This is a genomic window from Sebaldella sp. S0638, assembly GCF_024158605.1.
Lineage (GTDB): Bacteria > Fusobacteriota > Fusobacteriia > Fusobacteriales > Leptotrichiaceae > Sebaldella.
Window position 1 is genome coordinate 1 of the sequence record NZ_JAMZGM010000254.1, and the last position, 1,357, is coordinate 1,357.

Consider the following 1,357-nt stretch of genomic DNA (forward strand, 5'->3'; position numbering starts at 1 on the left):
TCTGATGCATATTTATACAGAATATTTCCATGTTCATCCGGTTTTACTGTATACTCTGCTGTTACTACTGTCTTTTTGGTTTCTCTGTCTATTATTACAAAAGTTGATTTATCTCCTTCTTCCAGTCCTTCTGCCACATCACTTCCTATTACATATTCATGACCTTTTTGCGGATATTCATATATATGTATTTCATCTCTTATATTTTCCAGCGGTACTGTATTATTTAGTTTTTCTTTTTCTATGTAGAGTAGCTGGATATCAAAGTATGGTGTACCACTTGCTAAGAATGCCTGTTCCGGATTACTTGGATATTCCTGGTAGAGTAAATCTTTTAACTCCTGTTTTTTCTTGAAATACCAGTATATCTGCTCATATTCAAGATTTTCATTAATTAGTATCTCATTTAGAAACTTCATAAACTTACTATCTACATTCTTATATCTTTCCCCTGATTTTACTGCTGATATGAATTCACTTTTTAAATCTACACTTTCAAATTCAGCTGTGTATTCTTTTTGTCTGAACCAGTACGAAAAATATGGAATAAAGTCTGTATTTCCTTTTACTGCATCCTGCCATTCATCTCTAAAATCATTGTAACCATTAGCTGTTGTCTCATATATTTCAATACTATTAGGAGCTAGAGCTGATGTTATTGAGGCTTTATTGGCTAGAGCATTTTTCCAAAAGGCTCTCTCACTTCCATGGATAAAATTAAATGTAGATGATCTCGCCGAATCTTTACTTCCTGCCGTAAAACAGTTCCAAAAACTACCAGTATTTTGTATTACTATTTCCTTGGCATTACTTCTTTTTGGTTCGTACTTTAGGGTATCCGGTATTTCTTCATACATATCCTTTGCCTTACTGTTGAATATATATTTGGTAGCTTCATTAAGATGCGCCACTGTCGTTCCTTTAAATCCCTTTTTACATAAAAGCATGCATAGCTGTATTGCTGTAATTAATGTTGTAAAACCCTGTTGTCTTGATTTTAATATTAATATTTTTACTGATTTTCCTTTTTGGTATTCCTGGTTAAATGTTTTAATAAATCTCTTCTGTTCATCATTTAAAAAGAATGGAACTAATTTTCCTTCTTTATCCCTTATCCTAAATATCAGTTCTATTAACTGGAAGTAATTACTATTTAATTCTTTGGCCAGATTCTTATTACTATGAAATTCTAATCCTACTGCATTAGTAAATTCTCTGTCTTTTTCTATACTGTTATATTTTTTAAATATCTTTTGCCTTGTTTCTATTAATGATGATACTGTCATTTTTCTTCCTCCAGGATATCTGAAAGTTTTGTCTGTTTTGTGCCTTCTTTTTCCTCTTCAAGATATTTAAG

1 protein-coding gene is annotated in these 1,357 nt (G+C 31.3%); it reads right to left on the bottom strand.

The window, feature by feature from the left end; all coding sequences use genetic code 11:
* Positions 1-1,286, bottom strand: a 1,286-nt coding sequence (locus NK213_RS20070; RefSeq protein WP_253352652.1) for a hypothetical protein, incomplete at its 3' end; no start/stop codon positions are given.
* Positions 1,287-1,357: the final 71 nt, after the last annotated feature.